The organism is uncultured Oribacterium sp., from assembly GCF_902481605.1.
Classification (GTDB): Bacteria; Bacillota; Clostridia; order Lachnospirales; family Lachnospiraceae; genus Oribacterium; species Oribacterium sinus.
In genome coordinates this window covers 1-9,660 of record NZ_CABSXI010000080.1, presented here as the reverse complement: position 1 = coordinate 9,660, position 9,660 = coordinate 1, and the positions used below count along the sequence as shown (strand labels likewise).

The following is a 9,660-nucleotide window of genomic DNA, read 5'->3' as shown; positions in this document are numbered from 1 at the left end:
TCATATCACTATCCTTCCAGCTTCCCTGGTGTGGGAAAATGCTGTAGGAAAAATGATGAATTTCTTTATCCGCCATAGGATTTGGATACAAAGGAGACTTCAGCAGGCTAAGGCCTACGGTAGATTCTCTTACACTAATGCCGAATTTAGAGTCATTTAAAATAGCAACTCCAAATCCATCTTCGCTTAAATCCATCCACTTATGATGGCAGAGTTCAAATTTAGCTTTATCCCAGGAAGTATTTGCATGAGTAGGGCGTTTTACATTTCCATACTGAATGTCGAAGCTTGCCTCTCTCGTTTGAATATCGAAGGAGAAGAAGTTCTTTAACAGTAAAAGATGCTCCTTCCAATCCACCTCATAGTCTAAATCTACCTTAGGATGATTCTTGTACAGACGAATCCATTGTTTAATTCGAGAAGACAAAAATTTCTTTTCAATACACAAGCTAAAGCGTAGTGGGCCTTCCTCTACTACTTCCATAGAAAGAAGCTCTGAAACCTCATAAGGCTTCTCACTATAATAGTCATTGATATCCCAGGCATCATAGTTATGCGGTCTATCTTCAAACACGCGTAAGACATTACCATGACTTCCCTTTGCCAACAATTCTCTATTTTCTCTTAAATCCACAAAAGAGATAAATTCTCCTCTTGCATTAAGTTCAATTTCAAAGAAAGGATTCGAAATATATAAGCCGCCTCCATTTCTCTTTTCCCAACGGAAAGTTTTCGTATCTTCTTCGCCCTGATTTTTCTTGACTTTTTCCACTTCCTGTGAAGTGCCTTCTTTTAGTGTAAATTTAGAAAATCCAAAACCGGGAAGAGAGGGTAAATCCAAAAGATAATCACCTTGTTCTCCTTTTTGCAATAGATACTCTACTTCTCCTAAGCTAACAATAGGATTCTCATATCCGGGTAATGGCAAGGAGATAAGTTCTCCTCGTCGATTTTGCTTAGGATTCCATAGCAACAGACTTGCATCACAGGTCTGTTTTGCTCTTTCGGAATCAGCATTCCCAAGAATTCCATTTTCCCAGCTTCCGGCACAATCCACATCACTTTGGAAGTCCCTCTGTAACCAAGCACTGGAAAGCTCTTTTAGACCGTTTTTCTCTGATACTGCATCGTTTCCTAATAAGTCCAGAAGAGCCTCTTTCTTTAACTCTTCCAGTTCAAAGAACAGTTTATGATACTCCTTCTTAGAATCTTCATATACTTCATAGATACTGGATCCCGGTAAAATATCATGGAACTGGTTTCGGAGAAGAATAAGCCATAGCTCATGCAATCTTTCTCTTGGATAGGAAGGATTGTTTTGCAGAGACAAAAGTTCTGTTAGGGCTTGTAAAGCCTCCATGTTTTCTAATGCAAATTCTCCTCGTCTATTCCATTTTTTATTTCTTGCCATCGTCGTATAGGTACCACGATGATACTCTAAATATAATTCTCCACACCATACGGGAATATCTTTTTTCTCGTAGAGTTCTTTCTGAAGCCTATCGTAAAAAGACAGTGCAGTCCCCTGTTGTGTACGCGGAAGCCCGGGGATTCCTTGTTTCATTCTGATATCCTTTTCCAGCATTTCCTTTGTAGGGCCACCACCACCGTCTCCATATCCGAAGCTGCATAAAACTTCTTTATTTAGCTCCTTGTCGCTATATCTTTTCCAAGAGCCTTTTACCTGGGATGGATTTAAGTCTGCATTGTAAGTGGTATAGAAATCTTGACCGGATCCGCCTTCCACTTCCGGCTTTTTATAATCTCTACTGGGGATGAAATGGGTTAAGCAACGACTTCCATCAATTCCTTCCCACAAAAAACTGTCATGAGGCATTTTATTCGTCTCATTCCAACTGATTTTAGTCGTCATAAAATAAGGCACACCACATTTTTGCATAATCTGCGGCAGAGCTGCAGAATAGCCAAAAACATCCGGAAGCCATAAAATCTTATTATCTTTTCCAAACTCTTCTTTGAAAAACTTTTTGCCATACAGAAATTGTCTAGTCAAAGCTTCACCACTGGAAAGATTACAGTCTGCTTCCACAAACATACCGCCTTCTACTTCCCAGCGTCCTTCTTTCACTCTTTGCTTAATTTCTTCATAGATTTCCGGAGCATTTTTCTTCACATACATATAGAGCTGAGGCTGGGATGACATAAAAATATAATCCGGATAATGCCTCATTAACTCCAATACAGTGGAAAAACTCCTTACCGCCTTATCTTCTGTTACCGCTAATGTCCAAAGCCAAGCACAGTCAATATGTGTATGCCCTACAGACAGTACCACAGGGAATTTTTCTTTATTGCAATATGTCTCATAAAACTCTTTCTGAAAGTACTCAATTGCTCTTTCTACACTTTCATAAAAAGCCGGACTATCCTCTACTCTAAAATCCACAAGATTAATGGCTTCATTAATCTTCTGCAATATAGTAATGTACTCTTCTGAATCCTCTTCCAAAAGCAGCATAGTATCATAGGGCACGCTTAAGTCATAATACAGCTTTTCTACTCTTGGCTCTAAAATCCGAAAAGCTCCCATCATTTTTAAAGAATAGTTTTTGTCTCCGGTAAAGCAGGTTAAAAAGATTTTATACTCATCTCCTGCCTTAGCATTTTCACTCAGAATGCATTCTCTATGATTTACATCCAATCCCTGTCTTAAAATCCCATTTACATAAAGAGAGAATTGGGGATTTAATGCATCCCAAGCCCCCTCTTTTCCTGTCTCCAAAGAAAAGACCACTGTTTTCCCGGCAAAGTTTTCCGGAACAGTCCAAGTCGTATAAAAAGAAAAATAAGCTCTATGTCCTCCAAAAATCTCCTCTCGCTTTAAAGTGAAAAACTGATCCAAGGGAAGATTATTTCTTTCTTCTTCTGAGTAACGATAATCTTCATTTTTTCCATACCAATATGGAATCACTTCCGTTTTGGTATAAATCTGCTCTTTGAGATATTCTAAAAATTTCCCTATTCTCTCTTTAATAAATCCCATATCCAACTCCTTCTATCCCTTATCTCCACCATTCATGGTAAAGCCCTTCGACATAACTTTTTGAGACAATATGTATAAGAAAATTGCGGGCAGAGAGTATAGTAAACTGTATGCTGAAAGAGCTCCATACTCTATAGCCCCATGCTTTCCGAAATACTGAAACAAGATAACTGATGCAGGTTGCTTGGCTTCTGAATTCAAAAGGATATAGGGAATAAAAAAGTTTCCCCAAGCCCCTGAAAAACTATAGATAAATACAACACAAATTCCGGAAAACATTAGCGGAGCTACCACTCGCAGCATGGATTGTACAGAATCTGCTCCATCTACAAAAGCAGCTTCTTCCAAGCTTCTAGGTATTCCGTCCATAAAATTCTTCATCATCCACACCCCATAGGGTATACCGGATGCAGTCAAATACAATATTACACCGGGAATACTATCTAAAAGATGAAATCGCACAAAAATCTTGTAAACCGGTACAATAACGGCAATCATCGGCAATGATGTCATAAACAAAATGGTATAAAGCAAAGGTTCCTTATAAGACAAATCATATCGAGATAATGGATATGCCGCCATTAAGGATAAAATACAAACCAAGCTTGCTTGTACTATAGAAATATAAAGTCCAATCCCGAATCCTCGTATATTTCTTCCATTTTGTATTACTGTAAGATAGTTTTTAAATGTCCACTGGTCAGGCCACTTTAGAGCCTGTCTTGCATGTACATTAAATGAACTTAAAACCAGCCATAACATAGGCATTAAGAAGAGTATGCCAATGAGTGCCAAAATTAGATAATAAATCCAAGTTTTGTTCCTCATCCTTCCCTCCTTTCAGCAAGAGTAGTATTTACTTTCCCAAATTTTCTCCTGCTCTTTTTTTCTCTTTCGTAAAACAGGAAGCTGTATCCTATACTACATACACCACCCAGTAGTAAAATCAAAATTCCTATCGCCGTTCCCTTACCCAGCTGAAAATTTTTCATTCCTGCATTATACATATATATAGAAAGTGTCGTAGTTTTATTACCCGGCCCGCCTCCGGTCATAGCCCAAATCAAACCAAATACTCCCAAGGTAGAGAATGTATTCAGCATAGTATTCATACCGATTGTCTGCTTCATACAAGGAATAAGAAGATGCCACAAAACCTGAAAGCGATTCGCCCCATCTACTCGCGCCGCCTCCTCCATATCTCCGGGAACATGATCCAATGCAGACTGAAAATTCAACATAGAAAACGCAGTTCCATGCCAAATATTAGCCAGTATAACGGTCAGCATAGGAAAGCCGAAAATCCAAGAAATTACCGGTAAATGTATTGCTTTTAAAATTGTATTTGCAGTACCTTCCATATCGAAGAATGCCAACATACAAAGGGAAACTACGATTTCCGGCATAACCCAGCCACACAAGATACAAGGTCCTACTATGCGTCGGAATGTGGCGGAGCATTCCCTCATACAGTATGCCAAAATAAATCCCACAAACTGTTGCCCTAAAAGAGAGCCTGCAAGGAAAAATAAGGTGTTTTTTATCACTGATAATGCTACTTTATCTTTGAAAAGCCTTATATAGTTTGAAAGGCCTACAATATCGTAGTTTTTTGCTGTAGCTCCTGTTAGCGCCATATTGGTAAAAGAGAAAAAAATAGTAAGAAGAACAGGGACAACGAAAAACAATAGCAAAAGTGCCATAGCCGGTATCAGCAAAATTGACTGCCTGCACTCTCTTATAAATCTGCTCGTTTTCATCCTTGCCCCCGTTCTTCTTATTCTAATAAGCCTGATGATCCATATTTAATTGACTTAATTTAATTGACTTAGTTTACTTTCAACTAATTCACCACACTACATTATTATTCATTACTTTTTCACTAAATTACTTTTTCACTACATTACTTTTTCACTACATTGTCATCTCCGACAATACTTGCTGTATTGGATGCATACTGAGAAATTGCATCATCAATGGAAGTTCCTGTTACCACAGATTCCACCATTTCCTGAATACCGGTAGAAACAGAAGAATATAAATCATTCTGAGGACGGTAGCCTGCTGTATCCAAAAGTTTTGTTCCAAATTCAAAGAATGGCTGTGCCTTGTACTCTTCCTTCTCCGCAATGTCTTTTCTTGTACAAATGTCACCTTCAAAAAGCACAAGATCCAAATAGTTCTTTTCGCTCATCATGTGCTTTACGAAGTCAAAGGTAGCATCCTTATTGTCTCCATTTTCCGGTAAAGATAGAGCCCAACCGCCTGATAATGTAACGGTTCCAGGAGCTTGTCCCTTATTTGTAGGCATTGCTGCAAGTCCACACTCTTTATCATAATTCTTCCATGGAGCTGCTCCCTCTTCTTTCCATGGCGCAGTAATCCAAAGACCATCTAAAAGGATTCCTAATTTACCGGAAGGTAAATACTCTCTTTCAGCATTTAAACCACCCTGTCCAGTAAGAACTAGATCCAAGGACGGTCCATATCCTTTTTTATAAATATTCTGAATAAACTCCAGAGAGTCCTTAATGCCCTGAGACTCTACAATCCACTTTCCATCTTCATCTAAGAGCTTTTCTCCTGTTCCATACAGAAGCATCTCATAAGTCTGCATAGATGTGGCTTCTCCTGTGGCTTTTCCGGAATTACACCAAAATGGAATTACATCCGGATTACTATCCTTAATCTTTTGGCAGGCAGATAAAATATCATCCCAAGACTTTGGGTTCCAGTCTTCTCCCGACTGAATAACTCCGGCTTTCTCTAATACACCGCGATTATAGAAAAGCCCTCTTGTATCCGTACAATAAGGCACACCATAGCACACTCCCTCAACAGAGGTAATATTTTGCATAGACTCATAATACTGATCCCACTCATCATATTCCTTAAGATAGGAAGTAAGGTCGGTTAAATATCCTGCTGCTGCATCATTTGGTAACTGGAAAGTATCTTCGCATACCAAATCCGGGCAAGTACTGGGGTCGGCAAGCTGTAAAGCAATCTTTGTGAAGTAATCTCCTTCAGATGCAGTAATGGGAGCAATGTCCAACTCTACTTCATCCTTATGTTCCCATGTTTCATAAGCTGCTGTCACCCAGCGATACAGACCCATCTTTTCTTTAGCGGTTCCATTGTCTCTGTAAGTGAAGGTGATTTTTCCGGAAAATCCATCGTTTTTTCCTTCTTGTTTATCAGCCGCTTTAGCTGCCTCAGTAGCGGTCTGGCTATCCCCTTTTGCCTCTTCCTTATTCGCCCCACCGCCACAGGCAGTTAGCAGGCAAAGCCCCATCCCCAGACCAAAAATCCATTTCTTCATTGTGTTCTCCTTTCTTCTTGCATGTGAATGTATTTTTTAAGTGTGTTACATAACAGAGTAATAGGATCATTTGCACAATCTAATATTTTTTAGTTATTCAGTACAATTATTTTCTTTTTGTATTAATTTTATAGGCGTAATTTTATCATTTCTATGTATTCCAGTCAATTATTTTGGAATGTTTCATTGTATTTCAATGTTTATTTCTTTAATACTTTGTATATATTGTATAATACATAAAATGATTTATAATGAAAAGTTAAAGATAAAAAAAGACAATGGATATACCGCTCACGCTATAAAAAGTAATACAGGACTATTATGCAATATAAAAAAGGGAGCTGTGTTTTCCACAGCCCCTTCTACTATAATTGTGCTATTTAATTTTTGAAGTTTTTACTCACTTTCAAAACTATAATTTTTTTCATCTTTTGAAAGTGTTTTATCTCTTCCCATCTGCTCATACACTTCCGCCATAGAATACTCTTTCAGTTCCTCTTCGAACTTCTTCTGAACCGCAAAAAGGCCATCATCCAAAGCTGTGTGAATCAGTCTTCCTACCGGACAATATAAATCATCTAATCTAGATTTACTAAATCATGATTTGTTTCCATTATGGTGCTTATAAAAAGGATAAATAAGATATACAAAATGAAAAATTTCACTCCACAGGGTAAAACCTATTGCTTCACAGCAATCTCCTCCAGATACATTTCCGCTAAATAAGAGGGACCTGTCCACCAAAGCTTTGTTGTATCATCATACAAAGCTTTTCCCGTCTTTGAAGCAAGGAAGTCTGCTAAGACTTCTTTACTATCTTTACCGATGAATGACGATATTTCTTCCACAGCCATAGTGACAAGTAGATCAATTGTATAATTCAGTCTTTCTTTTGAAATACTCAACTCAGCCATATCTTCTCACTTTCTATAAATTTTAGGCAAGATAGTGCGTCTTCTTTTTCACTCACCTAAAATCTTCCTTTCCAATATTATGGATTATATCATAAATCCTCTACACCTGCTCCCCTTCTTCCTTTGTCTTTCCCAAAACTTGACTTACAGCCGCATGACCACCGGTTTTCATTTGGCTTAGCAGAGCCTGGCCACTGCTTTGTATTTGGTTAAGTACTGCCTGTCCGCCGTCTTTCATATGTTGAAGAGCCGACTTCCTACTGCTTTCCATTAAATTCGCTAAAGCATCCATGATTTCTTTTTTCTTATCTTCCGGAAGTTTCCCCATCTCTTTCCAAATGATTTCTGTATTTTTTACTAAGTCTGCGGAAAACTCTATAAAGGTCTCCGACTTTGTAGATTCAATCAAAGAAAATGCCGTTGTGCAAAGGGACTCTCTGCTTTCATCATCCATGCTTTCCAGCCAGCTGCCCAGGGTAGTTTTTGCATAGTGACTGAGTTCATCCAGTTCCGAAGGAACAAGCCTATCTTTTTCCGCTTCCCAAGTCATAGCATCATGCTGCAAAATGCCCTTTGCCGTACTTCTAATGACCCTTTGCTCTGCAGGATTGGAAAGCAACTGCCCGATAATAGAGCTTTGGGGAGCAATCGTAAGTATCTTTGGAAGCATTTCTTGAAATTCATCGGATTGAATGACCTCATCCCTAAAGCCGGGCCCGTCATTATTATATACCTTTAGAATACGCTCTTTGTGCCGAGCTTCACAAAAAGCCGCTGCATACATGGCAAAGTTTCCACCTTTCGAGTGCCCACCTAAAATAAAATTCCCCTCCAAAGCCTTGGCCACTTTATTAAAATAGTCCACTGCTTCTTTGGCTCCTGCCGTTTCCGATTGACAGCTCATGAGAAAATCTTCTTTCCAGCCGGTAATCGTCTCATCTGTTCCTCGAAAGGAAACGTAATTTGTTCCATCCGGCAGTGAAAATACCAAAGCGGCAAATTGCTTTACCTGGTCCCTGTCAAAATCTACAGCATAGTATCCCAGCTTCGTATCCAGAAAGCGTTCTCCTTCCATCATCTCTTTCAGCAAGAGGGGAGCTCTTTCTGTAAATTGCCCTGCTGTCTTGATTTCTTCCAAAGAATGTTCTTTGCAAAAACACTGAAACAGCTCCTTTAAATCACAAAATCCGTCCCATTCCTGCCGTAATTTTCCAAAATCAATATAAGATAAATAGGCAAGGATAATATTGTCCACCTCATTGAAGGGGGATACAGATAGGGGAACATCATTTCGCCATTGTAAATAATCCAGTAATTCCATAGTATACGCTCCTTCTTTTTATCATCCTGTTATCCTTTTTGCGTATCAAAATATATAAATACTCATCTCTTGGATACAGATTCAAAGTCCTTACGAATTTTCTGCGGTAGCCCGCTTTTTTCATCTTATCATTATGTGCTTGCTACTAAAAGATATCTTGATGATCTATTTAGCCGATTCCCAAGATTTCTGCAAGCTCCTTAGCCTTTTTTACCGCTGTAGACTTGGCACCGCAGTTTGCAATGTCCAAAAGTCCCGGCCACCGGGCATCTTCCTTAGAGATATATCCTCTTTCTGTAGCTTCTCTTAGATATGTCCCATAATAGATGCAAATATCCAAAATCCTGTTAATCCATACCGGAGGTTTTCCCGTTTTTTCCGTCAAGTCCCCTGCATGTCGGAGGCATTCCCATAGCATGCCCCAGCATAGACTTAAGACTTCGCTGTCCTTTTCCACGATACGCAGAAGTTTTGCCGGACTGATGTCTTCGCAGGCTAAAAGCTCTCTTGTGATTTCTCTTACTGTTTCCAAAGATACTGTACCGGATTGAATCAAGTCTTTAAACATATTGTTAGCGCCATAGATACTTTCTCCGTCCTGGGCCAAAAGCGCTACTGCCATGGTCAAAAATATCTTGGAATAGGGAGTAGCTCCTCCCTCCAGGGGTCCAGTGGTTTTTCCCCGCCAATTTCTAAATGGACTGGGCACTATTTTCCCTTTGTCGCTGTCATAGTGCAGCCATAGCCCCTTTTCCTCTTCATCCAAGATTTCTCCCTGGTGATTCACCGGAAATGCCGAAACCTGTCCTTCTTGCCGAATGCCATAAAACCATCCGGCTATAATCACCCGGTAATAGCAATCCGGATCATCCGGTAAATCCAAATCAAATTGAAAAACCTTTTCGTTTTTTCTTAGTTCTATAGCTTTTACACGGAAGGAAACATGGTCAGATAGCAGTTCTTTTGCCAAAGGCAAGGGAAGCCAAACTTTTTCAAAATCGGCGGGAGGCTGTGGCACTGCTTTTTTATCTCTCTCCTTCCCCGAAAGCTGATTCGGAGATTTTAATTCATAACGAGTATCGCTCGCAAAGCGTGCGAT

General features: G+C 39.4%; 6 protein-coding genes and 1 pseudogene. All 7 read right to left on the bottom strand.

Annotated elements, in window-relative coordinates; translation table 11 throughout:
* Positions 1 to 3,004 (bottom strand): glycoside hydrolase family 38 C-terminal domain-containing protein (locus RDQ32_RS10080; RefSeq protein ID WP_308580344.1); only part of this gene is annotated, 3,004 nt, incomplete at its 3' end.
* 12 nt (positions 3,005 to 3,016) lie between these two features.
* A complete protein-coding gene (locus RDQ32_RS10075; protein WP_007156598.1) occupies positions 3,017 to 3,832 on the bottom strand; it encodes a carbohydrate ABC transporter permease in 816 nt (271 codons plus the stop codon).
* On the bottom strand, positions 3,829 to 4,551 hold the full coding sequence (locus RDQ32_RS10070; RefSeq protein ID WP_308580343.1) for a sugar ABC transporter permease: 723 nt from the start codon (positions 4,549 to 4,551) through the stop codon (positions 3,829 to 3,831). The genes RDQ32_RS10075 and RDQ32_RS10070 overlap by 4 nt, the downstream gene beginning before the upstream one ends.
* 356 nt (positions 4,552 to 4,907) lie before the next feature.
* The gene (locus tag RDQ32_RS10065; RefSeq protein WP_007156600.1) at positions 4,908 to 6,326 is read right to left on the bottom strand and encodes an extracellular solute-binding protein; all 1,419 of its coding nucleotides are present in this window, start codon (positions 6,324 to 6,326) and stop codon (positions 4,908 to 4,910) included.
* Between the two features lie 680 nt (positions 6,327 to 7,006).
* Entirely contained in the window at positions 7,007 to 7,240 is a 234-nt protein-coding gene (locus tag RDQ32_RS10060) for a hypothetical protein (RefSeq protein WP_308580342.1), read from the bottom strand.
* A 100-nt stretch (positions 7,241 to 7,340) separates the two neighbouring features.
* Positions 7,341 to 8,561 (bottom strand): Mbeg1-like protein, encoded by a 1,221-nt coding sequence (locus RDQ32_RS10055; RefSeq protein ID WP_308580340.1) that lies wholly within the window; start codon positions 8,559 to 8,561, stop codon positions 7,341 to 7,343.
* Between the two features lie 169 nt (positions 8,562 to 8,730).
* Positions 8,731 to 9,660: pseudogene (locus RDQ32_RS10050) on the bottom strand (PRTRC system protein E); the annotation flags it as partial.

Coding starts and splice junctions, on each gene's coding strand:
- RDQ32_RS10075 (WP_007156598.1), bottom strand. CDS start 3,832: ATGAGGAACAAAACTTGGATTTATTATCTAATTTTGGCACTCATTGGC.
- RDQ32_RS10065 (WP_007156600.1), bottom strand. CDS start 6,326: ATGAAGAAATGGATTTTTGGTCTGGGGATGGGGCTTTGCCTGCTAACT.
- RDQ32_RS10060 (WP_308580342.1), bottom strand. CDS start 7,240: ATGGCTGAGTTGAGTATTTCAAAAGAAAGACTGAATTATACAATTGAT.
- RDQ32_RS10055 (WP_308580340.1), bottom strand. CDS start 8,561: ATGGAATTACTGGATTATTTACAATGGCGAAATGATGTTCCCCTATCT.